Origin of the sequence: Cellulomonas timonensis, assembly GCF_900046455.1 — a bacterium.
GTDB lineage: Bacteria > Actinomycetota > Actinomycetes > Actinomycetales > Cellulomonadaceae > Cellulomonas_A > Cellulomonas_A timonensis.
The window spans coordinates 617,088-642,762 of sequence record NZ_FCOT01000011.1; the positions used below are offsets into that span (position 1 = coordinate 617,088).

A 25,675-nucleotide genomic window follows, 5' to 3' on the forward strand; every position below is an offset into this window, starting at 1 on the left:
CCCTGAGGAGAATCATGGCCAGCCACGCCACCACCGGCCCGGGCGCCGTCCGCGTCGCCGACGGCTCCGTCGAGCTCAATGCCGACCGTGCCCCCCACGAGCGGATCGAACTCGTGGTGCTCAACACCGGCGACCGCCCGGTGCAGATCGGCTCCCACCTGCACCTGCCGGACGCCAACCCCGCGCTGAAGTTCGACCGCGAGGCCGCGCACGGCTTCCGGCTGGACGTGATGGCGGGCACCTCGCAGCGGTTCGAGCCCGGCGCCTCGCGCACTGTCACCGCCGTCACCTTGCGCGGGGCGCGGCGGGTGCCGGGGATCCAGCGCGGCAAGGCGGACGGCGGCGCGCTGGGCGACGTCGTCGCGCCCACGCCCGAGGAGCCGGGAGCGGTGGGGGCCGCGCGCACCGCGGGGACCGCGCGCATGGGCGGCGCCATCGGGGCCGGCCCCACCTCGGCGCGGGTGCCGGCACTCGTGGTCCCGCGGGCGCGGTATGCGGCGCTGTACGGCCCGACGGTCGGCGACCAGGTGCGCCTGGGCGACACCGATCTGTGGATCGAGGTCGAGGAGGACCGCACCGTCGGCGGCGACGAGGCGGTGTTCGGCGGCGGGAAGTCGATCCGCGAGTCCATGCTGCAGGGGTCCACGACCCGCGCCGAGGGCGCGCCCGACACGGTGATCACCAACGTCGTCGTCCTCGACTGGTGGGGTGTCGTGCGCGCGGACGTCGGCATTCGCGACGGGCGGATCGTCGCCCTCGGCAAGGCCGGCAACCCCGATGTGGCCGACGGGGTGCACCCCGCGCTGCGCATCGGGCCGTCCACCGACATCATCAGCGGCGAGGGCAAGATCCTCACGGCGGGAGGGTTCGACGCCCACGTCCACCTCATCTCCCCGTCCCAGGTGGTGGAGGCCCTCGCCACCGGCATCACGACCGTCGCGGGCGGCGGCACCGGCCCGTCCGAGGGGACGAAGGCCACCACCGTCACGCCCGGCGCCTGGCACTTGCGCGCCATCCACCGCAGCCTGGACCACCTGCCCGTCAACGTGCTGTTGCTGGGCAAGGGCAACACCGTGAGCGCGGCGGGCCTGGCGGAGCAGGCGCTGGCCGGCGCCGGCGGCTACAAGGTGCATGAGGACTGGGGGTCCACGCCGGCCGCGCTCGACACCGCGCTGCGCGCCGCCGAGGACTGGGGCCTGCAGGTGGCGCTGCACTCGGACTCGCTCAACGAGTCGGGCTTCCTCGAGTCCACCGTCGCGGCGATCGACGGGCGCTCGATCCACGCGTTCCACACCGAGGGCGCCGGTGGCGGCCACGCCCCGGACATCATGCGGCTCGCGGGGGAGCCCCACGTGCTGCCCGGCTCCACCAACCCGACGCTGCCGCACACCCGCAACACCGTGGCGGAGCACCTGGACATGCTCATGGTCTGCCACCACCTCAACCCGCGCGTCCCCGAGGACCTGGCGTTCGCGGAGTCGCGCATCCGGGCGACGACCATCGCCGCCGAGGACGTGCTGCATGATATGGGCGCCATCTCGATGACCTCGTCGGACGCGCAGGCGATGGGCCGCATCGGGGAGGTCATCACCCGCACCTGGCAGGTCGCGCACGTGATGAAGCACCGCCGCGGACCGCTCTCGACGAGCCTCCCAGCCGACAACGAGCGCGCCCGCCGGTACGTGGCCAAGTACACGATCAACCCGGCGATCGCCCACGGCGTCGACGCCGAGATCGGGTCCGTGGAGGTCGGCAAGCTCGCCGACCTGGTGCTGTGGGACCCCCGGTTCTTCGGGGTGCGGCCTCAGGTGGTCCTCAAGGGCGGCGCCCTGGTGTGGGGCGCCCTCGGCGACCCGAACGCCTCCATCCCGTCCCCGCAGCCGGTGCTGATGCGGCCGGCGCTCGCGGACGCGATCGGCGCCGACGTGTCGGTGTCCTTCGTGGCGCCGCGCGCGCTCGAGGACGGCCTGGCCGAGCGGCTCGGGCTGCGGCGGCGGCTCGTGGGCGTCGCGGACACCCGCGGGGTCGCCAAGGCCCAGATGCGGAACAACGACGTGTGCCCCCGCATCGAGATCGACGCCGAGAGCTTCCAGATCGACGTGGACGGCGAGCGCGTGGAGCCCGCGCCCGTCGACGTGGTGCCCCTCGGCCGGCTCTACTCGATGTTCTGATGGCCGCTGCCCCGGCGGTCGGCGCCGCCCACGTCCCGTCCGCGCTCCTGCTGACCCTGCTCGCGGACGCCCGCCTGCCCTCGGGCGGGCACACGCAGTCCGGCGGCCTCGAGCCCGCGCTGCGGGCGGGCATGCGCGCGGACGCGGTCGCGGACTATGCCCGGGCCCGGCTGCGCACGGTGACAGCCGTCGAGGCGGGCACGGCCGTCGGCGCCCGGGCCGTGGCCGCCGCGGGGGAGGACCCTGGCGCCGAGGAGGCGGCATGGGCTGCTCGGACGCCATCGGCGGCGCTGCGGGCCAACGCGCGACGGCTGGGCCGCGGCCAGCTCCGGGCCGCCCGGACGCTGTGGCCGGCCGCGCCCGGGGACGGCCCGGACCCGCTCGCCCACCCCGACGCCCGCACATGGTCGCGCCCGGTGGTCCTCGGAGCCCTGGCGCACCGGGCGGGGCTCGACCCCTGGGACCTCGGCCGGCTGGTCGGATACGACGACGTGCAGGCCGTCGTCGCCGCGCTGCTCAAGCTCGAGCCGGCCGACCCGCTCGAGACCACCGGCACGGTTGTGGCCCTGCTGCCGGAGATCGCCGCGCTCGCCGCGCGGGTGGCCCACCTGCGCCACCCCGAGGAGATTCCCACGGGCGCCGCCCCGCTCATGGAACGGTGGGCCGAGGCCCACGCCGTCACGACCGAGAGGCTGTTCAGTGCCTGAGGACATCGCACCTGCCACCACGCCCGCTGCCGAGCACGCCGCCGAGCCCGCCGCCGAACACGCTGCCGAGCCGCGGAGGGCCATGCGACTGGGCGTCGCCGGGCCCGTCGGCACGGGCAAGAGCTCCCTCATCGCGATCCTGTGCCGTCGGCTCGCCGACGAGCTCTCGCTGGCCGTGGTGACGAATGACATCTACACCGACGAGGACGCGCGGTTCCTGCGCTCGGCGGGCGTGCTCGACCCCGAGCGCATCCGCCCGGTGGAGACGGGCGCCTGCCCGCACACCGCGATCCGCGACGACGTGACGGCGAACCTGCTCGCGGTGGAGGACCTCGAGGCGGACTTCGCGCCGCTCGACCTGGTGATCGTCGAGTCCGGCGGGGACAACCTCACCGCGACGTTCTCCCCGGCGCTCGTGGACGCCCAGATCTTCGTGCTGGACGTGGCGGGCGGGGGGGACGTGGTCCGCAAGGGCGGCCCCGGCATCGCCCGCGCGGACCTGCTCGTGGTGAACAAGACGGACCTGGGCCCGTATGTGGGCGTCGACGTGGAGCGCATGGTCCGCGAGGGCGGCGCGGCACGCGACGGGCGCCCGGTGGTGGCGCTGTCCCGGCACGACGCGGCGTCGGTGGACCAGCTCGTGGGCTGGGTGCTGGGAACCCTCGCCGGGTACCGGGCGGGCGGGCACGTGGCCGTGGACCCGGGGCCGATGGCGCCGCACTTCCACGCGGACGAGGAGCACCCCGACGGCGGGTTCACCCACACGCACGACGAGCCCGCAGCCGGCGCGCACCTGGACGACGCCGCGCACCCGGACGCCGTGGTGGGCGAGCGGGCGTGACCCGCATCGTCGTCGCGCCCGGGCTCGGGCGGTCCGCGCTCGAGCTGCGGTCCGGCGCGCTCGCCGTCCGCGTCCTGGAGCAGGATGCGGACGGCGCGCGGGTGGCCCTCGTCGCCAACGGGGCCCTGCTGCTCGCGGGCGACTCCGTCGACGTCGAGGTGGAGGTCGCGGAGGGCGCGTGGCTCGAGGTGGTGGAGACCACCGGGACCGTCGCGTACGGCGGGGCGGAGCCGTCCCGGTGGGACGTCGACGTGCGGCTGGGCGTTGGAGCGCGGCTCACCTGGGGCGCGCTGCCGTTCGTGGTGTCCGACGGCGCCCGCACCCACCGCCGCACCGAGGCGCGCCTGGCCGAGGGCGCCCGGGCGCTCCTGCGCGAGACGCTCGTGCTCGGGCGCACGGGCCAGGCCGGAGGGGACCTGTGGAGCAGCCTCACGGCGTATGACGCCGTCGGCCCCCTGCAGGTCGAGGAGCTCGACCTGTCCCGTCCGGTGCGCGGCCTGCCCGGGGTGCTGGCCACGGGCTCGGGCGCGGCGCCACGCACAGTGGTGGACACCGTGCTGGCCCTCGGGTGGCGCCCGGCGCCGCTCCCCGGCCCGCCCGGCGCCGGGGCCACGCTGTTCGAGCTCGACCGGCCGGGCGCGGTGCTGCGCTGGCTCGGCACGGAGCTGCACCGCGACACCGTCGGCGACGCCTGCCTGGCCGCGTGGTCCGCGGAGCTCGCCGCAGCACCGCGCACGGCGCACGGCGGCGCCACCGTCGCCCCCATGCTTGATCCCCTTCGCACCACCCACACCGAGGAGTACGCATGACCACCACCGTCGCCGGGTTCGTCGGCATCACCGGCAGCGCGGGCGTCAAGGACGGGCGCCCCGACGTCAGCCTCGTGCACGCCACCGGCGCGACGACGTCGGCTGCCGTGTTCACCCGCTCCCTGTTCTCCGGGCCGAGCGTGACCGTGAGCCGGGCGGGCGACCTCGCTGGGCTGCGCGCCGTCGTCGTGGTGTCCGGGAACGCGAACGTCGCCACCGGGGAGGCGGGCCTGGCCGACGCGCGCGAGCTGCAGGGCTGGGCCGCCGCCCGTGCCGGCTGCGCGCCCGAGCAGGTGCTCGTCGCCTCGACCGGCGTCATCGGCGTGCCGTACCCGATGACCGCCATGCGCGATCGGCTCGCCGCGCTGCCCGCCGCCGCGCCCGTCGACCTCGACGCCGTCTCCCGCGCGATCATGACGACCGACACCCACCCCAAGGTCGCCACGCGCCAGGTCGGCGCGGCCCGCGTCGTCGGCATCGCGAAGGGCGTGGGCATGATCGAGCCCGACATGGCCACCATGCTGTCGTTCGTCTACACCGACGCGCAGGTCCCGGCTGACGACCTGGACCGGGTCTTCCGGGCCGTGGTGGCCCGCACGTACAACGCCGTGAGCGTCGACACGGACACGTCCACCTCGGACACCGCCGCGATCCTCGCCTCGGGCGCCGCCGGGCCGGTCGACCTGGACGAGCTCGAGGCCGCGCTGCTCGAGGTGTGCACCGAGCTGGTGCGGATGATCGCCTCCGACGGCGAGGGCGCCTCCACCCTCATCGAGGTGCGGGTCACGGGCGCGCGCGACGACGCCCAGGCCAAGCTCGTCGGGAAGGCCATCGTCAACTCCCCGCTGGTCAAGACCGCGGTGCACGGCGCCGACCCGAACTGGGGCCGCGTCGCCATGGCGATCGGCAAGTGCTCCACCGAGACGGACATCCGCCAGGAGGCCGTCCGCATCTCCTTCGGCGGCCTCGAGACCTACCCCCGGCTGCCCACGCCGGAGGTGCGGGCGCAGCTCGAGGCGTACCTCAAGAACGACGAGGTCGTCATCGAGGTCGACCTGGGCGTCGCCGACGGCGCGTTCACCGTGTTCGGCTGCGACCTCACGGAGGGGTACATCCGCATCAACGCGGACTACACCTCCTGACCGGCTCCAGCCTCCTGCGGTGACCGGGCGCCCAACCGCCGGTCGTAGGGTTGTCGCCATGGATGAGACGGCCCCGCCGACGATCAGCACGCACCGCGGCCGCGTCGAGATGCCCGTCCGGTGGTCGGACGTCGACCTGTTCGGGCACGTCAACAACGCCGCCTACCTGCGCTACCTCGACGATGCCCGGTTCACCCTGTTCCCATCGATGGGCGTCGACGAGATGGGCGCCCTCAGCGCCTCGCTGCTCGTCGTCGTCAAGCATGAGATCGACTACGTGGCGCCGCTGACGTTCCGCCCGGCGCCGTTCGCCGTCGAGGTGTGGGTGTCCCGCATCGGGCGATCGTCGGTGGACTTCGCCTACGAGATCGTCGACGCCGCCGACTCGGGTGTCGTGTACCTGCGGGCACGGTCGCGCATGGTGCAGCTCGACTCCGCGACCCACACCGCCCGGGCGTTCACGCCCGAGGAGCGCGCGCTGTACGAGGCCTACCTCGACGAGTCGCCGGAGCTGCGGGGCTGGTAGGCGTGGCATCTGCCTAGCGCGCTCCACCCCTGGACGCCGGAGCGAGGGGCCGCTAGCCTCGCGGTATCACGATCAGCCCGTCGCCGTAGGCGGCGGGCTGATTTTCCTTCGCCTGGAGGGCCATGGTCGGGTACGCCAAGGAGTGGCTCTCGCTCGACCAGCAAGTTGCGAGGCTTGGTGACCGTGGGGTCGACGTCGATCCTCGGGAACGCACGAAGACTCTCTTGAGTGCCATCGGCTACTACCGACTCACGGGGTACCTCTACCCGCTCCGCAGTTCGGAGGTTACGTGGGCGAGGGTGGCAGGCCCCGAACGCGAGTCTTGAGCGGCTACCGGCCCGGAACGTCCATCGACCACATCGCACAGGTGATCGACTTTGATCGGGACCTGCGCATGCTGGTGATGGAGGGCGTCGAGCGAATCGAGGTCGCTCTGCGCATGCGAGTCGGTTACGTACTCGGACGCCGTTCTGCCTTCGCGCATCTCGACGCGGGGGTCTTCCTCCCCTCGTTCGTCGAACATCGGGTGGATGGGGAGACCGGGTGGCGGACGCTGCCGAGCAAGCACGCTGCGTGGCTGCAACGCGTCGCCGAGCGTCGTGACAGTTCCGACGAGACCTTCGTCAACCACTTCCGGGAGAACTACGAAGGGCAGATGCCCCTCTGGGCTCTCACCGAGATCCTCGAACTTGGCCACCTCTCCCGTCTCTACCAGGGCCTGAACGAAGATGACGCAGGTGAGATCGCCGAAGCGTTCGGAGTGCCGACGAAGAAGCTGATGGCGAGCTGGCTCGCGAGCGTGAACTACGTGCGCAACGTGGCCGCGCACCACGCTCGCCTCTACAACCGGAAGCTGCAGAACGCGCCAGGCAGGCCGAAGGCGGGCATCGTGCCGCTACTGGATCACCTGCGCGAAGGCGACTCGTCCAAGAGTGTCTTCGGTGTGTACAACGCCCTGGCGGTGATCGCTTATCTGCTGCGATCGATCGACGCTGACGTCGAATGGCGTTGTCGCCTTGTCTCACTACTGAGGGCGTTCCCCTCGTCGCCTGACCTCGACCTCGAGTCGCTAGGCGTGCCGCAGCGATGGGCCGCGCTCGAACTGTGGCGGACTCAGCCGTATGACGGCCGGAACGCGATCCTCCTCGCAGGCGCGCAACAGAGCGCCAACTGAGAACCAGCGGTCGCTGGTGCGGAACCAGTTGGCGGGGCGGTCTGTTGACCCGGCGTCACGCCTGCGGCGAACACGGGCAGGTTGGGCGGGGCGCCGCCGTTAGCATCGAACAACGCCGCCTTGTCGGGCCCGTGGCCCTGTCCCGGGTAACCGACCAAGCACGTCGCTCGTGAGGAGTGCACATGTTCGAGAGATTCACGGACCGAGCCCGTCGCGTGGTCGTCCTCGCCCAAGAAGAGGCGCGGATGCTCAACCACAACTACATCGGCACCGAGCACATCCTCCTGGGTCTGATCCACGAGGGTGAGGGTGTCGCGGCCAAGGCCCTGGAGTCCCTCGGCATCTCCCTGGACGCCGTGCGCGCCCAGGTCCAGGAGATCATCGGCGAGGGCCAGCAGGCGCCGAGCGGCCACATCCCGTTCACGCCGCGGGCCAAGAAGGTCCTGGAGCTGAGCCTGCGCGAGGCGCTGCAGCTCGGCCACAACTACATCGGCACCGAGCACATCCTGCTCGGCCTCATCCGCGAGGGTGAGGGTGTCGCCGCCCAGGTGCTGAACAAGCTGGGCGCCGACCTGAACCGCGTGCGCCAGCAGGTCATCCAGCTGCTGTCGGGCTACCAGGGCAAGGAGCCGGTCGCCTCGGGCGGCCCGGCCGAGGGCCAGCCCTCGGGCTCTGCCGTGCTCGACCAGTTCGGCCGGAACCTCACGCAGGCTGCGCGCGACGGCAAGCTCGACCCGGTGATCGGGCGCGAGAAGGAGATCGAGCGGGTCATGCAGGTGCTGTCCCGCCGCACCAAGAACAACCCGGTGCTGATCGGCGAGCCGGGCGTCGGCAAGACGGCCGTCGTCGAGGGCCTCGCGCAGGACATCGTGCGCGGTGACGTCCCGGAGACGCTGAAGGACAAGCAGCTGTACACGCTGGACCTCGGCGCGCTCGTCGCGGGCAGCCGGTACCGCGGTGACTTCGAGGAGCGCCTGAAGAAGGTCCTCAAGGAGATCCGCACGCGCGGCGACATCATCCTGTTCATCGACGAGATCCACACCCTCGTCGGGGCGGGCGCCGCGGAGGGCGCGATCGACGCGGCCAGCATCCTCAAGCCGATGCTGGCGCGCGGCGAGCTGCAGACCATCGGCGCGACCACGCTCGACGAGTACCGCAAGTACGTCGAGAAGGACCCGGCCCTGGAGCGCCGCTTCCAGCCGATCCAGGTCGCCGAGCCGAACCTGCAGCACGCGATCGAGATCCTCAAGGGCCTGCGCGACCGCTACGAGGCGCACCACCGCGTGTCCATCACGGACGGCGCCCTGGTGGCCGCCGCGACGCTCGCGGACCGCTACGTCAACGACCGGTTCCTGCCGGACAAGGCCATCGACCTGGTCGACGAGGCGGGCGCGCGCCTGCGCATCCGCCGCATGACGGCTCCGCCGGAGCTGCGCGACCTCGACGAGCAGATCGCCGAGACGCGCCGCGACAAGGAGTCCGCGATCGACGAGCAGGACTTCGAGAAGGCCGCTCGCCTGCGTGACGCCGAGAAGCAGCTCGGGCTCAAGCGCATCGAGAAGGAGAAGGCCTGGAAGTCGGGCGACCTCGATGCCGTGGCCGAGGTGGACGAGGAGCTGATCGCCGAGGTGCTGGCGATCGCGACCGGCATCCCGGTGTTCAAGCTGACCGAGGCCGAGTCGAGCCGCCTGCTCAAGATGGAGGACGAGCTGCACAAGCGGGTCGTCGGCCAGGAGGCGGCCATCAAGGCGCTGTCCCAGGCGATCCGTCGCACGCGCGCCGGGCTCAAGGACCCGAAGCGTCCCGGTGGCTCGTTCATCTTCGCGGGGCCCACGGGCGTCGGGAAGACGGAGCTCGCCAAGGCGCTCGCCGAGTTCCTGTTCGGGGACGAGGACGCGCTGATCCAGCTCGACATGTCGGAGTTCTCCGAGAAGCACACCGTCTCGCGGCTGTTCGGCTCGCCCCCCGGCTACGTCGGGTACGACGAGGGCGGCCAGCTCACCGAGAAGGTGCGGCGCAAGCCGTTCTCCGTGGTGCTGTTCGACGAGGTCGAGAAGGCCCACGCGGACATCTTCAACTCGCTGCTGCAGATCCTCGAGGACGGTCGCCTGACCGACTCGCAGGGCCGCGTGGTCGACTTCAAGAACACCGTGATCATCATGACCACGAACCTCGGCACGCGGGACATCGCCAAGGGCCTGCAGACCGGCTTCCAGGCCGGTGGCGACCTGTCGACGTCCTACGACCGGATGAAGGCGAAGGTCAACGACGAGCTGAAGCAGCACTTCCGCCCGGAGTTCCTGAACCGTGTGGATGACGTCGTGGTGTTCCCGCAGCTGTCCCAGCCGGAGATCTTCGCGATCGTCGACCTGATGATCGCCAAGCTCGACGCGCGCATGAAGGACAAGGACATGTCGATCGAGATCACCCCGGCGGCCAAGAAGCTGCTGTCGGAGAAGGGTTACGACCCGGTGCTCGGCGCCCGCCCGCTGCGTCGCGCCATCCAGCGCGACATCGAGGACCAGCTGTCCGAGAAGATCCTCTTCGGGGAGATCACGTCCGGCCAGAAGGTCATCGTGGACGCCGAGGGCGAGGGCATCCTCGGGGAGTTCACCTTCAAGGGCGTGCCGAACGACTCGGCCCCGAAGGAGCCCGCTCACGTGGGCGCCGTCGGGACGCCGGGCTCCGGCACGGACCTCCCGCCGGCCCCGCCGGTGACCGGCTCGGCTGACGCCGGGACGGGCCCGCTGCCCAAGCAGGCCTGAGCCTCACTGCACGACCTCTCGACCCGGGACCGCATGTCGGTCCCGGGTCGAGTCGCGTCTGGGGCTGTGGCGCCCGTTGCATCGCGCGGAATTGGGCGCCGTTCGGCAGGACGCCCGGCCCGCCACCTGGGAAGATCGGACTTTTCGGTGGGAAAGCTGCTCGCTGTCGACAGCTGATGGGGAACGGCGCCGGTGGCCGCCGGGGCCGCGCGGTGAGGCGGGCCGTCTGTGCGGTCCGGAGCGAGGGGGACCAAGTGCGCCTGCACGACGACCGACCTGCCGACCTGTGGACTGACGCGTTGCCGCTGGGCAACGGGCGCCTGGGGGCGATGTGCTTCGGCGGGGTCCGCCGCGACCGGTTCCAGGTCAACGACGACACCTGCTGGTCGGGCTCGCCGGCCACCGCGTCCGGGCGGCCGCTGCTGGCGCCCGGGGAGGGCCCGGAGGTGGTGCGCGCCGCCCGGGAGGCACTCGCGGAGGGCGACGTGCGCCGCGCCGAGCAGTTGGTGCAGCGGCTGCAGCACGGGCACACGCAGGCGTACCAGCCGCTCGTGGACCTGGTCGTGGAGCAGCCGGGCCGCGCGGAGGACGAGGTGCCCCCCGGGTACCGGCGGTGGCTCGACCTGGGCGAGGCGGTGGCCGGCCACCGGTTCGGCGAGGCGGGGGAGCGGACCGAGCAGGAGGCATTCGTCAGCGCCCCCGCCGGGGTGCTGGTGGTGCACCGCACGTCCGAGGTGCCCGTCGACCTGCTCGTCCGCGTCACGTCCCCGCATCCCGTGCAGCTCGCCCCAGGCGATGTGGACCTGTGGGCGGGGACGGTGCGGATGCCCTCCCACGTGTACCCGCCGCATGAGGACGCCGCGGAGCCGGTCGTCTACGACGACGCCGCGGGCGCCTCGATCACGGTGGCCGTGGTGATGCGCGTGGTCACGGACGGCGCCCTGCGGATCCGCGACGACGGCCTGACGGTGCACGGCGCCCGCGAGATGACGGTGCTGCTCACGTCGGTGAGCGACTACGCCGGGGCGATGCGGTCCCCGCACGGCGACGTCGGCAAGTTGCTGCGGCGCGCGCGGGGCACTGTCGCGGCGGCCGCGGAGCAACCCGTGGAGCGCCTGCGCGCGGATCACGTCGCGGACCACACGGCGCTGTTCGACCGGGTCGCGCTGGACCTCGGCGGCAACCCCGGGCATGACGCGCTGACCACCGACTCCCGTGTCGCGCGGCATGCCGTGATGGGCGGGGACCCGGCCCTGTCGGCCCTGTTGTTCCAGTACGGGCGCTACCTGATGATCGCGGGCTCCCGGCCGGGCACGATGCCGTTGACCTTGCAGGGCATCTGGAATGAGGACGTCCGCCCGGCGTGGAGCTCGGCGTACACCACCAACATCAACCTGGAGATGGCGTACTGGCCCGCCGGCCCGGCCAACCTGGCCGAGTGCGCCGAGCCGCTGTTGGGCTGGCTGCCCGGTGTGGCGGCATCCGGCGCCGCGACCGCGCGCGAGCTGTACGGGGCGCGCGGCTGGACGGCGCACCACAACTCCGACGCCTGGGCGTTCACGCTGCCCGCCGGCGAGGGGGACGGCGACCCGTCGTGGACCGCCTGGCCGTTGGGTGGCGCCTGGCTCGCACAGCATGTGTGGGACCACTACGAGTTCACCGGCGACGTGGGCGCCCTGGGACGCGCGTGGCCGCTGCTGCACGGCGCCGCCCGGTTCTGCCTGGACTGGCTCGTCGAGCAGCCCGACGGCTCCCTGGGCACCTCGCCCGCGACCAGTCCGGAGAACCACTTCGTGGCGGACGACGGCGCCCCGGCGGCGGTGTCGACGTCGACGACCTCGGACCTGGCGCTGGTGCGCTGGCTGCTCGAGTGCACGCTGGCCTCACTCGACGCGCTGGAGGACTGCGTCGAGCATGTGGACCCGGACACCGACCAGCCCGTCGACGTGGCCGCATGGCGCGCGGAGGTCGACACGGCGCTACGCCGGCTGCCGGGGGAGCGGGCCTTGCCCGACGGGCGCCTGGCCGAGTGGTCGCAGGACCTCGTCGACGCGGAGCCCGAGCATCGTCACACGTCGCACCTGATCGGGGTGTTCCCGGGCGGCTGGGTGCACCCGGACACCACCCCGGAGCTGGCCAAGGCCGCGGCGGCGACCCTCGACGCCCGCGGGCCCCGCTCCACCGGCTGGGCCCTGGCCTGGCGGCTCGCGTTACGCGCCCGGCTGCATGACGGCGCCGGCGCGGAGGAGCTGGTGCACGCGCTGCTGGCGCCCGCCGGGGACGGCGCGGGGGTCTACCGGAACCTGTTCAGCGCGCATCCGCCGTTCCAAGTCGACGGCAACCTCGGCTTCACCGCCGGTGTCGTCGAGCTGCTGGTGCAGGGCCACCGGGTGGTCGGCGGCGTGCGCGAGGTGCATCTGCTGCCGGCGTTGCCGCCGGGCTGGCGCGACGGCTCAGTGCGTGGGCTGCGGGTGCGCGGCGGGATCACCGTGGACGTGGTGTGGGCCGACGGCGAGCTCGTGGAGGCCACCCTGACGGCGGATGCCGAGCCGGACGCGCGGGACGACGACGAGCTGTTCGACGCTGACGCCCACGGCGACGACCTCGACGACGTGACACCCGTGGTCGTGCGTTGCGGGCCGTTGCGCACGGCGCTCGGGCTCCGGCCCGGGGAGCCCGCAGTGGTCACGACGGCCACCATGGGCGACCTGCTGGCCGCTCTGTAGGCCCGGCGGCTCAATCGGGCTCGGAGGCCTGCACGAAGTCCTCGACTCCGAGCAGGTGCACGCCCATCCGCAGCCGCGCCCGGTCCGGGTCGCCCGCGGCCAGCGCGGCGAGCACCGCCTCATGCTCGTCATGGGTGCGCTGGGCGACGTCCTCGTCGGCGCGGCTGCGCCACAGCCGCGCCCGCACGGTGCGGCTCGCGAGGGACTCCACGAGCGCGGCCAGCACGGGGTTGCCCGCAGCAGCCGCGATGGCGCGGTGGAAGGCGATGTCCGTCTCCAGCAGCCGCTCATGGTCCAGCGGCTCCTCGCGGAGCGCCGCAGCGGCCGTGTCGAGGATCCCGCGGGCCTCCGCGAGCCCGGCGGCGTCGATGTGCCGGGCCGCGAGCCCCGCGGCCTCGGTCTCGAGCAGCCGCCGGACGGCGTGGAAGGACTCCGCGCCGCTCTGCCCGTGCAGGTCGACGACGAAGCCCATCGGCGCGAGCAGCCGCTCGGGGTCGAGGCTGGTCACGTACGTGCCGTCGCCCTGACGGGTGTCGAGCACCCCCAGGATCGACAGCGCGCGCACCCCCTCCCGCAGCGACCCGCGGGAGACGCCCAGCTCCGTGGCGAGCTCCTTCTCCACGGGCAGTCGGTCACCGGGGTGCAGCCGGCCGTCGAGGATCATCTTCTTGATGCCGTCGACGACCTCGTCGGTGCGGGACATGGGGCGTGACATAGGCACGAGTCTGCCGCAGGCGCGGCCCCGAGCGGCTGGGACGGTCAGCTCCTCCGGGCGGTGCCGTGGAAGGCGTTCCACGACTCCGGCGCGAGGGTCAGCGTCGTGCCGATGCCCGTGCCGCTGTCCGGGGCGGGCAGCGTGGACAGGCAGCGCTCCGCGACGCGGGCCGCGTGCTCGGGGCCCGCGACGGCCGGCTCGTGATCGGCGACGAGCTGGATGCCCCCGGTCAGGGCGACGGTGAGGCCGACGTGCGCGAGGTCCACCTCGACCGGCTCGGCGGAGCGGTTGACCATGAACAGCGCTAAGGCGCCGTCACCGTCCGCGCCCTCGTCCCAGGTGGCGGCGGCCGTCACGAGGGGCGCGTCGCCGTGCTGGCGGGTCGTGGTGGTGGGGGAGGCGACGCGCAGGTCGAGGGCGGCGCCGCGGGCGAGCCGGGCGGTCTCGGCGAAGGGGTGGAACGTGGGCTGCCGCCAGGACTCGCCGCCGGGCTCGGTCATGATCGGCGCGATGACGTTGACGAGCTGGGCCAGGCACGCGACGGGCACCCGGTCGGCGTGGTTGAGGAGCGTGACCAGCAGGTCCCCGACCACCACGGCGTCGAGTCCGGAGTAGACGTCCTCGATGATGCGCGGGGCGTCGCGCTGCAGTGGCAGGTTCTTCTCCCCGGGGAACCGCGTGGCCAGGTACCAGACGTTCCACTCGTCGAAGGAGATGGTGATCTCCTTGTCGGAGCGGCGCTCGGCGCCGACGGCGTCGGCGGAGGCCACGACCCGGCGGATGAAGCGGTCCATCGCGGTGCCGGAGGCGAGGAAGCTGGCGCGGTCGCCGTCGAGCTCCTCGTAGTAGGCGTGCATGGAGAGGTGGTCGACGATGTCGTACGTGTGCTCCAGGACTGTCCGCTCCCAGGAGCCGAACGTGTCCATCTGCATCGAGGAGGATCCGCACACCACGAGCTCGATGCTCGGGTCCACGAGCTTCATGGCCTTGCCCGCCTCGGCGGCGAGCCGGCCGTAGGTGTCGGCGTCCTTGTGGCCGATCTGCCAGGGGCCGTCCATCTCGTTGCCCAGGCACCACAGCCGCACGTCGTAGGGCTTCTCACGGCCGTTCGCGATGCGCAGGTCTGCCCAGCGGCTGCCCGCCTCCCCGTTGCAGTACTCGACGAGCGCGGCGGCGGCTGCGACGCCGCGGGTGCCGAGGTTGACGGCCATCATCGGCTCGATGCCCTCGCGCTCGGCCCACTGGAGGAACTCGTCGGTGCCGATGTCGTTGGGCTCGATGGTGCGCCAGGCCAGGTCGATGAACGGCTTGCGCTCGGCGCGGGGGCCGACGCCGTCCTCCCAGATGTAGTTGGAGACGAAGTTGCCGCCGGGGTAGCGCACCACGCTGACGCCGAGCTCGCGGGTGAGGTCGGCGACGTCGCGCCGGAAGCCGTGCTCGTCGGCGGTGGCGTGGCCGGGCTCGTAGATCCCGGTGTAGACGGCCCGGCCGAGGTGCTCGACGAAGGATCCGAACAGGCGGCGGTCGATCTCTCCGACCTGGAAGTCGGGGTGGAGCACGACCTGGGCGCGCGGGTGGGGCATCAGCTTCTCCTGAGGTGCGTGTCGGCGTCCTCGCCGACTGTTCAACGTTGTAGATCCTAGAGGGCGACGCTGGGGCGGACTAGTGTGGCGCTACGGAACGCGCTTTCCCACGAGTCGGCGCCGTCGCGCCGAGAGAACGCTGAGGACATCATGACGCCGACGTCGCCCCCGCCAGCCCCTCTTGCCACTGTCACCGACACCGGAACCGACGCGGTGTCCGACACGGACTCTGCGGCGACGCCTGCGGGCCGCCGTCGCCACGCCGTCGTCGGCGCGGGCCACCGCTCCCAGATGTACATCGACGCGATCGTCGGCGAGCACGCCGAGGTCGCCGAGCTCGTGGCCTGGTGCGAGCCCAACCCCGCCCGCGCCGCCTACTACGACGCGCACGTCGGAGCCCAGCTGCCCCGCTACCAGCCCGACGCGCTCGAGCAGATGATCGCCGAGCAGCAGGTCGAGCGGGTCGTCGTCGCCACCCCCGACCACACCCACGCCGACGTGGTCTCCCGCGCGCTCGACGCCGGCGCCGACGTCGTGCTCGAGAAGCCGCTCACCATCGACGCCGCAGGCTGCCGGCGCATCACCGAGGCCGTCGCGCGCACCGGCCGCGACGTCGTGATGACCTTCAACTACCGCTACTCGCCGCGGAACTCCGCGCTGCGCGAGGTCATCGCCGCCGGCGTCATCGGCGACGTCACGAGCGTGCACTTCGAATGGGCCCTCGACACCGTGCACGGCGCCGACTACTTCCGCCGCTGGCACCGCGACAAGTCGAAGTCCGGCGGGCTGCTGGTGCACAAGTCCAGCCACCACTTCGACCTGGTGAACTGGTGGCTCGACGACGTCCCCACCCGGGTGTTCGCGTCCGGTGGCCTGCGCTTCTACGGCGACGAGAACGCCCGGGCCCGGTCGCTGGGCCCCCGGCCCACGCGCGGCACCGGCGCCGTGGGCGACCCGTTCGCCCTGGACCTGCGCGCCGACTCCCGATTGGCGGCGCTCTACCTGGACGCCGAGGAGCACGACGGCTACCTGCGCGACCAGGACGTCTTCGGCCCCGGCATCACCATCGAGGACAACATGTCAGTGCTGGTCGACTACCGCCGGGGCGCCACCCTCACCTACTCGCTCAATGCGCACAGCCCGTGGGAGGGCTACCGCGTCACGGTGAACGGCACCGCCGGCCGCGCCGAGCTGGAGGTCGTCGAGCGCGGCGCCGTGCAGCCGGACGCGGACGGCAACGCGGTGCTCGACCCCAGCGCCACGCCGGACCGGGTGGACGAGGGCCCGCGCCCCCATGGCGAGCGGCTGCTGGTGCAGCGCCACTGGGCCCAGGCCTACGAGCACCCGATCCCGCGTGGGCGCGGCAGCCACGGCGGCGGGGACGCGATCCTCCTCGCGGACGTGTTCCGCGGCGGCCAGGACGACCCGCTGGGCCGTGCGGCGGGCTACCTCGACGGGGTGCGCGCCGCCGCCGTGGGCATCGCCGGGAACCAGTCGATGGCCAGCGGGCTGCCCGTGCTGCTCGCCGACCTCGACCTGGGCGTCGACCTCGGCGGCGCCTAGGTCGCGCGGGGTTTGCGCTGGCGCGTCGCGCCCTTCATGTCCTCGAGCTCGACGCCCTTGGTCTCCGGCACCTTCCAGAGCACGAAGAAGAAGGACAGCGCCGCGAACACCGCGTACATCAGGTACGGGCCGGTGGCGCCGAACGCGGCGAGCATCGGCGGGAACGAGACGGTGATGAGGAAGTTGGCGATCCACTGGCAGGCCGCCGCGACCCCCAGCGCCACCGCGCGGATGCGGTTCGGGAACATCTCCCCGAGCAGCACCCAGACGAGTGGGCCCCAGGAGGCGCCGAAGAAGACGACGAACAGGTTGGCCGCGACGAGTGCGATCGGTCCCCAGGCGCCGGGCAGCGTCACATCGTCCGAGGGCCCGACGGATTGCGTGAAGGCCAGCGCCATCACGCCGAGCATCGCCGTCATGCCCAAGGACCCGGTGAGCAGGATGGGGCGGCGGCCCACCTTGTCGATCAGCGCGATGGCGATGAACGTGACCACCACGTTGGTGACGGACGTGAAGACGGAGACGATGAACGAGTCCGACTCGTCGAAGCCGACGGCCTGCCACAGCGTCGTGGAGTAGTAGAAGATCACGTTGATGCCGACGAACTGCTGGAACACCGACAGCAGGATGCCGACCCACACGATGGGCAGCAGGCCCAGCGCGGGCCCGCGCAACGACGCCTGGTCGGCGAGGGCCTTGTCGGTCTCGATCGTCTTCTCGATGTCGCGCACCCGCGCACGGGGGTCCTCATCCGGGCCGAGCACCCGGGATAGCACCTTCACGGCCTCTTCAGGCCGCCCCTCCGCCACCAGGTAGCGCGGCGACTCGGGGATCCGCATCGCCAGCACCCCGTACACCGTGGCGGGGATGACGGCCACGATGAACATCCACCGCCACGCGGCCAGGCCGAACAGGCTCGGCTCGTTGGCGCCGCCGGACAGGTTCGCGAAGAGCGCGTCCGAGAGCAGGGCGGCGAAGATGCCGAGCGTGATCGCGAGCTGCTGCAGCGACCCGAGCCGGCCGCGCATGGCCGCCGGCGCGATCTCGGCGATATACGCCGGGGCGATCACCGACGCGATGCCGATGCCGATGCCGCCCACGATCCGCCAGAAGATCAGGTCCCACACCGCGAAGGCGAAGCCCGAGCCCAGTGAGGACACGAAGAACAAGATCGCGCCTAGCAGCATGACCCGCGGGCGACCCCAGCGGTCTGCGAGCCGGCCTCCCGCCCAGGCGCCGAATGCGCATCCCAGGAGTGCGACCGCCACCGCGAAGCCCGTCAGCGTGGCGTTGAGCTCGAAGGTGTCCTCGATCGCGTCGACCGCGCCGTTGATGACCGAGCTGTCGAACCCGAACAGGAACCCACCGACGGCGGCGGCGATCGCCAGCGCGACGGCCTTGTTGTGATCGGGATGACGCTCTGGTGCTGAGCCTGCTGCGGACTGCGTCATGGTTCCCCTCCAGTACCCGTGCCTTGCCCGGAAGAGCGCCCCACCACGGTGTGCGCACCGACGTCGGCCTCGTTGACAATGTAACGATGAGCACCTCAGACGGCGCGGCGAGACGTCCACGACGGCCGGCACGGCTGGACCAGCAGCAGGCCGAGGAACTGCCCGGCGGCATCGACCCGGCGGTCCGCTCCGAGGTCGCGCACACCACCGCCGGCGCGATCGTGCGGCAAGGGCGCACGGGAGCCGACGACCCCGACCTGGTCGAGCGGCTGGTCCGGCTCGTCGAGGCCGAGGGCCTGGACGTGGTGGCCGCGATGTGGGCCGACAGCCCGTCCGGCACCCTGCCGGGAGCCCTGTGGCGGCTGTACGTGCTGCGCGAGTGGGTCCGCCGCGACCCGGGCACTGTCGCCGAGCGGTACCGGCTGGGCCTGGCGGCGGCGCCGGTGCATGACGTGGTGGCGGGAGTGGCGAGCCCGCCCGGGCCCGACGAGGTGCGCGACGTGGCCGACGCCGTGCTCTCCGGGGTCTACGCGGGAGACCTGGCCGTGGCCCTCGAACGGGGCGCGGCGTTCTGCCGGGTCCTCGCCACCGGGGCAGCCTTCGACGCCGACTACCTGGAGACGAGCGACGACAGGGCCGCGCACCGCGTCACCCGCGGCGCGTCCTCACTGGTCAGGACGGCGGAGGAACTGGAAGAGGCCGCTGCGCTGTGGCGCGCCGACAAGCTGGACTGAACGGCACGGAGCCCTCAGGCGCCGGGCGTATGATTTTTTCCGACGTCGGATCGCGGTAGCCCCGGGCTCCACACAATGCCGCTTCGAGCGGCCTTCGCGCCGACAGGCGCTCTGCGGTCCGGCGTCGCCCCCGCTTTCCCGTCCAGTCCCCCGAACATGCGTGCCAGACACACCAGGGTTGCGCACCCCCCGCGCTTCTGCCCTAGCCTGTGCCCGACCTGCATCCCCCCCATCGGAGCCTGCCGTGCGCCTGCGCCTGACCCCGCGCGATACCTCGTTCTTCGACCTCTTGGCCGCCTCAGCAGCTCATCTTGTGACGGGCGCCAACCTGCTCGCCGAGTTGATCGGCGCTGACCGACCGGCCCGCAAGGCGATCGCCAAGCAGCTGGTCGAGGTCGAGCACCTGGCCGACGACGCGACGCACACGATCATGCGTCGCCTCAACCAGACCTTCGTCACCCCGTTCGACCGGGATGACATCTACGGCCTCGCCTCGGCCTTGGACGACTGCATGGACTTCATGGAGGAGGCCGCCGACCTCATCGTGCTCTACAAGCTCGAAGAGCTGCCGGCGCGCGTCTCGGACCAGGTCCAGGTGCTGCAGCGGGCCGCTGAGCTGACTGCCGACGCGATGCCGCGGCTGCGCTCGATGGAGGACCTCGCCGACTACTGGGTCGAGGTCAACCGCCTGGAGAACCAGGCCGACAAGACCCACCGCAAGCTGCTCGCGCAGCTCTTCGACGAGATCACCGACCCCATCCTGCTGATGAAGCTCAAGGAGGTCGTGGAGAAGCTCGAGGACGCCGCTGACGCGTTCGAGAAGGTGGCGAACACCGTCGAGACCATCGCCCTCAAGGAGTCCTGAGCTCCGGTGGAACTCGCACTTGTCATCCTTGTCGTCGCGCTCGCACTCGGCTTCGACTACACGAACGGCTTCCACGACGCGGCCAACGCCATCGCGACCTCGGTCTCGACGCGTGCGCTGACCCCGCGGGCCGCGCTCATCATGGCCGCGGTGATGAACTTCGCCGGCGCGCTGCTCGGCACAGAGGTCGCCGAGACGATCGCCACCTCGATCGTCGACCTGCAGCACGCCTCCTCGCACACCGCGCTCGTGGTGGTGCTCTGCGCGCTCGTCGGCGCCATCACGTGGAACCTCATCACGTGGTGGTTCGGGCTGCCGTCGTCCTCCACGCACGCCCTCATCGGCGGCCTGGTCGGCGCTGGCCTGGCCGGTGGCCTGGGCATCTACGGCAGCGCGATCGTCGACAAGGTCGTCCTGCCGATGATCATCTCGCCGCTGGTCGGCTTCGGCCTCGCGTTCTTCGTGATGGTCGGGCTGCTCTGGCTCATCCGCAACGCCGCGCCGTCGCGCACCACGCGCCGGTTCCGCCTCGCGCAGACCGCCTCGGCGGCCGCGATGGCGCTCGGCCACGGCCTGCAGGACGCGCAGAAGACGATGGGCGTGATCTTCCTCGCGCTGCTCACCGTCGGCTGGGCGAGCCCTGGCGAGATCCCCCTGTGGGTCAAGCTGGCGGCCGCCGCGGCGATCTCCGCGGGGACCTACTCCGGCGGGTGGCGCATCATGCGCACGCTGGGGCGCAAGATCATCGAGCTGGACCCGGCGCGCGGTTTCGTCGCCGAGTCGGTGTCGGCTGTGGTGCTCTACGTCAACGCGTTCGTGCTGCACGCCCCCGTGTCGACCACGCACACGATCACCTCGGCGATCATGGGCGTCGGCGCCACCAAGCGGCTGTCGGCGGTGCGCTGGGGTGTCGCGAAGAACATCGGCCTCGCGTGGCTGCTGACCATCCCGGCGGCGGCGCTCGTCGCGGCCATCTTCTTCTGGATGTTGAACCCGCTGCTCTCTTGAGCGCCCGCACGTCGAACGCCCACCTGCCCGCGCGCCGTCACACGGCCGCGGGCAGGTGTCGTTCTGCCGCGACCACGCGCGGCCCCTTCTCGGTGAGCGCGACGTGGGCGACGAGGGCCTCGCCCGGGGACAGGAACGGGTCGGCGACGGGCAGCTTGTCGGCGACCTTGCGGCGGGCATGGGCGCCCAGCACGTCGAGCACCGTCGGCAGCACCGGCCGGTGGGTGCACAGGACGGCGTCCGCGCGGCCCGTCAGCAGGTCCTCGACCTCTGCCGCGACCTGGCTCGGGGAGTTCTGGTGCGAGGCCTCCGTCAGGCGCTCGGAGACGATCGCGCCGCCTGACGTGGCCGCCAGGTACGGCGCGACGGTGTGCTCGCATCGGGCCCAGCGGCTCGTCACGACCTGCGTGACGCCGAATGCGGAGAGCACCGGCACCAGCGCCTTGGCCTGACGCCGGCCGAGCGGGGTCAGCGGACGGTCGGCCTCGTCGCCCTCCCACGCGGCCCGGCTGAGGGCCTTGCCGTGCCGGGCGACGATCAAGGCCCGGGTGTCGAGCCACCCGCGGGCGAACGCGTCAACCAGCTCGGCGAGCGGCTTCTGGTCGTCGGACCGGGTGAGCTTGCGCTGTGCGGTCGTCACATCCATCCAGCGGACGGCGTCGATCTCATCGGTGGACGCGCGCGGCACCGGCGGCCGGGCCAGCAGCGCGGGGGCGTCAGGCCGGCCGGCGGCCGGGGCGGCCCAGTAGTGCGCGTGTTTGCGCCGCCCGTCCGCCAGCGCGTACCGCACCGTCGGCAGGCGCATGCCCAGCACCACGTCGTGCCCGGTCTCCTCGGCGACCTCGCGGATCGCCGCGGCCGCCACGCCCTCGCCGGGCTCGAGCTTCCCCTTGGGCCACGACCAGTCCTTGTACCGGGGCCGGTGCACCAGCGCCACCTGCAGGGCGCCCTGCCGCACGCGCCAGACGAGCGCGCCGGCCGCCTGGACGGTCGGCTGGCGTGCAGGGCTCACCGGGCGGCGCCGTGCCGCCGCTGGCGGCGGATGAGCGTGGCCTGGAGGTCGCGCAGCGGGGTCCCGTCGGGCGCCGTCGAGTAGCGCGTCCAGGAGCCGTCGGCGGCCAGATGCCAGGACGAGACGCCGGGGTCCACCGACTCGTCGATCAGCCCGACGAGCTCGGCGGTCTCCTCCGGGTCGGTGATGCGCACCAGCGCCTCCACGCGGCGGTCGAGGTTGCGGTGCATCAGGTCGGCGGAGCCGATGAACACCTCGGGGCCGGGATCCACGGGCTGGCCGGCGCCGGTGGGCACCCCGTCGCTGGCCGCGAACGCGAAGATGCGCGAGTGCTCGAGGAAGCGGCCCAGGATCGAGCGCACCCGGATGGTGTCGCTGAGCCCGGGCACGCCAGGCCGCAGCGCGCAGATGCCGCGCACCACCAGGTCCACCGGGACCCCGGCCTGCGAGGCCCGGTACAGCGCGTCGATCACCGCCTCGTCGACCATCGAGTTGACCTTGATCTTGATCCACGCCGGGCGCCCGTCCCGGGCGGCCTGCGCCTCGCGCTCGATGCGCTCGACCAGCCCGGTGCGCACCGAGCGCGGCGCCACGAGCAGGCGGTGGAACCGGGACTTCGGCGCATAGCCCGACAGCTGGTTGAACAGCCGCGTCAGGTCCTGTCCGACATCCGGGTCGCAGGTCAGCAGGCCCAGGTCGGTGTAGATCCGGGCGGTCTTCGGGTTGTAGTTGCCAGTGCCGATGTGGCAGTAGCGGCGCAGCCCGTCGGCCTCCTGCCGGACGACGAGGGACAGCTTGCAGTGCGTCTTGAGCCCCACGATCCCGTAGACGACGTGCACGCCCGCCTGCTCGAGCTTGCGCGCCCACGAGATGTTGGCCTGCTCGTCGAAGCGGGCCTTGATCTCCACCAGGGCGAGCACCTGCTTGCCGGCCTCGGCGGCGTCGATCAGGGCGTCCACGATGGGCGAGTCCCCGGACGTGCGGTACAGGGTCTGCTTGATGGCCAGCACCTGCGGGTCAGCGGCCGCCTGCTGCAGGAAGGTCTGCACCGAGGTGGAGAACGAGTCGTACGGGTGGTGCAGCAGGATGTCCCGCTCGCGGATCGCCGCGAACACGTCGGTGGGCGTCGCGCTCTCCACCTCCGCGAGGTGGCGGTGTGTCGACGGCACGAAGTGCGGGTACTGCAGGTCCGGCCGGTCCAGGTCCGCGATGAGGTTGAGGCCGGTGTGGTCCAGCGGCGCGGGGACCTGGTACACCTCCTCCTCGACGACGCCCAGCTCGCGGACCAGGAGCTGGCGGATGCGCGGGCTGATGCCGTCGGCGAGCTCCAAGCGCACCGGCGGCCCGAACCGCCGTCGCAGCAGCTCCTTCTCCATCGCCTGGAGCAGGTTCTCCGCGTCGTCCTCCTCGACCTCCACATCCTCGTTGCGGGTCACCCGGAACGTGTGGTGCTCCACGATGTCCATGCCCGGGAAGAGCTGGTCCAGGTGCTGGGAGATGACGTCCTCCACCGGCACGAAGGACGTGGGCCCCGTCTCCAGGGTCCCGGCCTGCGTGCTGGGGGCGCTCGGGCGGCCGCGCGCGTCGACGGCGATGTACCGCGGCAGCAGCGGCGGCACCTTGACCCGCGCGAAGTGCTCCTTGCCGGTCGTCGGGTTCGTCACCACGACCGCCAGGTTCAGCGACAGGCCGGAGATGTACGGGAACGGGTGCGCCGGGTCCACCGCGAGCGGGGTCAGCACCGGGAAGATCTGCCGCCGGAAGAACTTGCGCAGCCGGTCCTGCTCGGCGTCGCCCAGGTCATCCCACCGCACGATGGTGATGCCCTCGGCGGCGAGCGCCGGCTGGACCTCGTCGGCGAAGACGCGGGCGTGCCGCGCGACCAGCTCGTGGGCGCGCACGCTGATGGCCTCGAGCACCTGCCGCGGGCTCAGGCCCGACGCGGCCGTCACCGCGAGGCCCGTCGCGATGCGCCGCTTCAACCCGGCCACCCGCACCATGAAGAACTCGTCCAGGTTCGAGGAGAAGATCGCCAGATACCGCACGCGCTCCAGCAGCGGCTGGCTCGGGTCCTCGGCGAGCTCCAGCACCCGCTGGTTGAACGCCAGCCAGCTCAGCTCCCGGTCCAGGAACCGGCCCTCGGGCAGCGGCGCGTCGGCGCCGGCCGGGCGGTGCTGGGAGTCGTCCTCGGCGATGTGCTCGGCGATGTGCGCGGCCAGCTCGGGGGGCAGCGCCCGCACCGGGCGAGGGGTGGCGTCCGAGCCGTCCGACAGGCTCTCCTCCGGGTCCGGCGTGGCGTGCACGGCAGACGGCCCCTCAGGGGCCACCAGGGCGACCGAGTCGGCGCGGGGCGTGCGCGCGCCGCGGTCAGCGCTCCGGTCGGGCGTCGGTGCTGTGTCGTCGCTCATACGATCATCGTGTCACTGGTCGCGCGCTGACGGCAGGCGTCCCGTACATCACGTCCACGGCCGAGCGAGTGAACCCGGCCCGCGCGTAGGTGCGGATCGCAGGCTCGTTGTCGCCCTCGGTGTAGAGCTCCACGGCGCCCAGGCCGCGCTCGCGCAGCGCCGCGACCGCCAGCCGGGTCAACGCCCCGCCGAGGCCGATGCCCTGCGCGTCCGGGTCGATGCCCAGCGCGTAGACCTCGCCGACCCCCGGCTCCGCGACCTTGGTCCACATCGAGCCCAGCAGGCGGCCGTCACGCTCCGCGAGCCAGAAGCCCTCCGGGTCGAACCACGGCTCCGACTCGCGGGCCAGCAGGTCCGCGCGGGTCAGGCGGCCCTGCTCGGGGTGGTCGGCGAAAGCCCGCGCGTTGAGCACCACCCAGGCGTCCTCATCCTGGCCCGGGACGAACGTGCGGACGGTGACGCCGTCGGGCATCTGCGGCGGCTGCGGCGAGGACGCCGCGCCTGGGTGCGCGTCCGCCGAGCCGAGCTCGAGCCGCATCTGCCACAGCTCGCGCACCGGGGCCATCCCCGCAGCCCGCGCGAGGGCCTGGGCCGACGGCAAGTCGCCATGCGCCCAGACGCGCAGGCCCCCGGCCGACTCGGCCAGGGCGTGCGCCTGGCCGAGCAGCCCCCGCCCGATGCCCCGTCGGCGGACGGCGGGATCCACCACCAGCTCCGCGGACGCCACCCCCGGCGCGCCCAGGTCGAGCTGCGCGTACCCGACGAGCGCGCCGCCCGGAGCCTCGGGCCCGCCGGGCCGCTCGACGAGGAGATGCGCGACCGCGGCGGCGGGGTCGGCGAGCCACAGCAGCGGCTGCTCGGACAGCGGGGCGACCCCGTCGGCGTCGTGGGCCCGGGCCGCCAGCGCCCGCACGGCCTCGGCCACTGAGTTGTCGAGTGCGCCCCGGACGGCGCGGATGTCCACCATCGAGCCATCCCATCACAGGCCAGTCGCAGCCCGCCCCGGACGCGACAGGGCCCGCGGCGCGGTGGAGCACCCGGGGGTGGGGCTCCATCGCGCGCGGGCCCTGTCACGGTGAACGCCACGCTGCTGCGGGGCGCTCGGCTCAGGCGGTGGCCGGCTCAGGCGGTGGTCAGCTCGCGGTGCAGCCGACTGCCACGGCGCCGGTGGGCGCGTTGCCCGATCCGATGAACCCGTACGTGACAGTCGCGCTCGGGTTGAGCAGGCCGTTCCACGCGGCGTTCTTCACCGTGGTGACGCCGCCCGACGTGGTGGCCACGCCGTTCCACGCCTGCGCCACGCTCGTGCCCGAGGGCAGCGTGAAGGAGGTGGACCAGCTGCTGAGCAGGGTGGTCCCGGCCTTCACTGTGACGGAGCCCTGGAACCCGCCGGGCCAGGAGTTCTGCACGGCGAAGGTCGCGGTGCAGGTCTTCCCATTCGGCGGCGGGGTCGTGGGCGGCGCGGTGGTGGGCGG

At 72.6% G+C, this 25,675-nt stretch carries 20 protein-coding genes and 1 pseudogene; 14 read left to right on the forward strand and 7 right to left on the reverse strand.

Annotation, left to right across the window (positions count from 1 at the left end; translation table 11 throughout):
* Positions 1-14 precede the first annotated feature (14 nt).
* From BN3788_RS19750 to BN3788_RS08420, 10 genes and pseudogenes are all read left to right on the forward strand, one after another.
* Positions 15-266 (forward strand): annotated as a pseudogene (locus BN3788_RS19750) (urease subunit beta); the annotation flags it as partial.
* Positions 267-422: 156 nt separating this feature from the next.
* On the forward strand, positions 423-2,171 hold the full coding sequence (locus tag BN3788_RS08380) for an urease subunit alpha (RefSeq protein WP_066584495.1): 1,749 nt from the start codon (positions 423-425) through the stop codon (positions 2,169-2,171).
* On the forward strand, positions 2,171-2,878 hold the full coding sequence (locus BN3788_RS08385) for an urease accessory protein UreF (RefSeq protein ID WP_066584241.1): 708 nt from the start codon (positions 2,171-2,173) through the stop codon (positions 2,876-2,878). Before BN3788_RS08380 ends, BN3788_RS08385 begins: the two co-directional genes overlap by 1 nt.
* Positions 2,879-2,960: 82 nt before the next feature.
* Positions 2,961-3,719, forward strand: coding sequence for an urease accessory protein UreG (gene ureG / locus BN3788_RS08390; protein ID WP_066584497.1), 759 nt, complete (start codon positions 2,961-2,963; stop codon positions 3,717-3,719).
* Complete coding sequence (locus tag BN3788_RS08395) at positions 3,716-4,528, forward strand: urease accessory protein UreD (protein ID WP_066584245.1); 813 nt, start codon at positions 3,716-3,718, stop codon at positions 4,526-4,528. Before ureG ends, BN3788_RS08395 begins: the two co-directional genes overlap by 4 nt.
* Positions 4,525-5,670 carry a bifunctional glutamate N-acetyltransferase/amino-acid acetyltransferase ArgJ gene (gene argJ / locus BN3788_RS08400; protein WP_066584247.1) on the forward strand — a complete coding sequence of 382 codons (1,146 nt, stop codon included), beginning with the start codon at positions 4,525-4,527 and terminating at the stop codon, positions 5,668-5,670. The genes BN3788_RS08395 and argJ overlap by 4 nt, the downstream gene beginning before the upstream one ends.
* A gap of 58 nt (positions 5,671-5,728) precedes the next feature.
* Positions 5,729-6,196, forward strand: a complete 468-nt coding sequence (locus tag BN3788_RS08405) for an acyl-CoA thioesterase (RefSeq protein WP_066584248.1) — start codon at positions 5,729-5,731, stop codon at positions 6,194-6,196.
* A 322-nt stretch (positions 6,197-6,518) separates the two neighbouring features.
* Positions 6,519-7,370: an Abi family protein gene (locus BN3788_RS08410; protein ID WP_234346548.1), complete on the forward strand. Its 852-nt coding sequence runs from the start codon at positions 6,519-6,521 to the stop codon at positions 7,368-7,370.
* A gap of 182 nt (positions 7,371-7,552) precedes the next feature.
* Positions 7,553-10,135: an ATP-dependent Clp protease ATP-binding subunit gene (locus BN3788_RS08415; protein ID WP_066584250.1), complete on the forward strand. Its 2,583-nt coding sequence runs from the start codon at positions 7,553-7,555 to the stop codon at positions 10,133-10,135.
* A gap of 254 nt (positions 10,136-10,389) precedes the next feature.
* A complete protein-coding gene (locus tag BN3788_RS08420; protein WP_066584254.1) occupies positions 10,390-12,861 on the forward strand; it encodes a glycosyl hydrolase family 95 catalytic domain-containing protein in 2,472 nt (823 codons plus the stop codon).
* 10 nt (positions 12,862-12,871) lie between these two features.
* Here BN3788_RS08420 and BN3788_RS08425 read toward each other — a convergent pair whose 3' ends face one another.
* Together BN3788_RS08425 and arfA are read right to left on the reverse strand one after the other, a co-directional pair.
* Positions 12,872-13,576, reverse strand: a complete 705-nt coding sequence (locus tag BN3788_RS08425; protein ID WP_234346549.1) for a FadR/GntR family transcriptional regulator — start codon at positions 13,574-13,576, stop codon at positions 12,872-12,874.
* Positions 13,577-13,620: 44 nt separating this feature from the next.
* A complete protein-coding gene (gene arfA, locus BN3788_RS08430; protein WP_066584260.1) occupies positions 13,621-15,159 on the reverse strand; it encodes an arabinosylfuranosidase ArfA in 1,539 nt (512 codons plus the stop codon).
* A gap of 150 nt (positions 15,160-15,309) precedes the next feature.
* Here arfA and BN3788_RS08435 point away from each other — a divergent pair, with 150 nt between their 5' ends.
* Entirely contained in the window at positions 15,310-16,722 is a 1,413-nt protein-coding gene (locus BN3788_RS08435) for a Gfo/Idh/MocA family protein (protein WP_066584264.1), read from the forward strand.
* On the opposite strand, the gene BN3788_RS08440 is transcribed toward BN3788_RS08435, so the two are convergent.
* Entirely contained in the window at positions 16,719-18,173 is a 1,455-nt protein-coding gene (locus BN3788_RS08440; protein WP_066584266.1) for a sugar porter family MFS transporter, read from the reverse strand. The genes BN3788_RS08435 and BN3788_RS08440 overlap by 4 nt on opposite strands.
* Before the next feature lie 86 nt (positions 18,174-18,259).
* On the opposite strand from BN3788_RS08440, the gene BN3788_RS08445 reads away from it, so the two are divergent.
* The 3 genes from BN3788_RS08445 (at position 18,260) to BN3788_RS08455 (ending at position 20,780) form a co-directional block, all read left to right on the forward strand.
* Positions 18,260-18,907, forward strand: coding sequence for a hypothetical protein (locus BN3788_RS08445; RefSeq protein ID WP_066584267.1), 648 nt, complete (start codon positions 18,260-18,262; stop codon positions 18,905-18,907).
* A 244-nt stretch (positions 18,908-19,151) separates the two neighbouring features.
* Positions 19,152-19,772: a DUF47 domain-containing protein gene (locus tag BN3788_RS08450; protein ID WP_066584269.1), complete on the forward strand. Its 621-nt coding sequence runs from the start codon at positions 19,152-19,154 to the stop codon at positions 19,770-19,772.
* Positions 19,773-19,778: 6 nt separating this feature from the next.
* The gene (locus tag BN3788_RS08455; protein ID WP_066584270.1) at positions 19,779-20,780 is read left to right on the forward strand and encodes an inorganic phosphate transporter; all 1,002 of its coding nucleotides are present in this window, start codon (positions 19,779-19,781) and stop codon (positions 20,778-20,780) included.
* Between the two features lie 37 nt (positions 20,781-20,817).
* On the opposite strand, the gene BN3788_RS08460 is transcribed toward BN3788_RS08455, so the two are convergent.
* The 4 genes from BN3788_RS08460 to BN3788_RS18600 all read right to left on the reverse strand — a co-directional run bounded on the left by BN3788_RS08460 (position 20,818) and on the right by BN3788_RS18600 (position 25,609).
* Positions 20,818-21,792, reverse strand: a complete 975-nt coding sequence (locus BN3788_RS08460; protein WP_066584271.1) for an NUDIX hydrolase — start codon at positions 21,790-21,792, stop codon at positions 20,818-20,820.
* Complete coding sequence (locus BN3788_RS08465; RefSeq protein WP_082812715.1) at positions 21,789-24,200, reverse strand: RNA degradosome polyphosphate kinase; 2,412 nt, start codon at positions 24,198-24,200, stop codon at positions 21,789-21,791. The genes BN3788_RS08460 and BN3788_RS08465 overlap by 4 nt, the downstream gene beginning before the upstream one ends.
* Before the next feature lie 4 nt (positions 24,201-24,204).
* Entirely contained in the window at positions 24,205-25,167 is a 963-nt protein-coding gene (mshD, locus tag BN3788_RS08470; protein WP_066584272.1) for a mycothiol synthase, read from the reverse strand.
* A 166-nt stretch (positions 25,168-25,333) separates the two neighbouring features.
* On the reverse strand, positions 25,334-25,609 hold the full coding sequence (locus BN3788_RS18600; protein WP_315969749.1) for a cellulose binding domain-containing protein: 276 nt from the start codon (positions 25,607-25,609) through the stop codon (positions 25,334-25,336).
* Positions 25,610-25,675 lie beyond the last annotated feature (66 nt).